The organism is Streptomyces lancefieldiae (genome assembly GCF_031845825.1).
GTDB lineage: Bacteria > Actinomycetota > Actinomycetes > Streptomycetales > Streptomycetaceae > Streptomyces > Streptomyces lancefieldiae.
The window spans coordinates 1-460 of record NZ_JAVRFH010000317.1; the positions used below are offsets into that span (position 1 = coordinate 1).

A 460-nucleotide genomic window follows, 5' to 3' on the forward strand; every position below is an offset into this window, starting at 1 on the left:
TGTAGAAGACGTCCTCCATCTGACCGCCCGCGAGCTTCGCGTCGAACGTCTTGGGGTCCTGACACGGGAAGGCGTCGTGCGCGACGACGTCGATGTCCGGGTTCTGCTTCTCGAACGTCTTGACGTCCTCGTCGAACCGCTGGTGGTCGATCTTCGCACTCGGCTGGGGCCGGCAGTTGACGGTGATGCGCGTCTTGCCGTCCGCCGCGCTCCCGCCCTCGGAGTTGCAGGCGGCCAGACCGGTGACGGCCAGGGCGGTGGCGACGGCGGTGGCACAGGTACGACGGAGAACAGGACTTCTCATCGGTGGACCCCTCTAGGGCAGGAGTGCGGGAAGCCCACAGCCAGGAGCTGTGGCGCGGAGCACACTCAACCACCACCGACGAATACCCGCAAGATGTCGCGCTGATTTCGTAAATCATTGACAGAAATAGTCTGTCGTGCAGCAGGTGCCCGCAGA

Annotated in this window: 1 pseudogene; it reads right to left on the minus strand. The window is 64.1% G+C overall.

What is annotated here, in order from left to right:
* Nucleotides 1-304 (minus strand): annotated as a pseudogene (locus RM812_RS42325) (sugar ABC transporter substrate-binding protein); the annotation flags it as partial.
* Nucleotides 305-460: the final 156 nt, after the last annotated feature.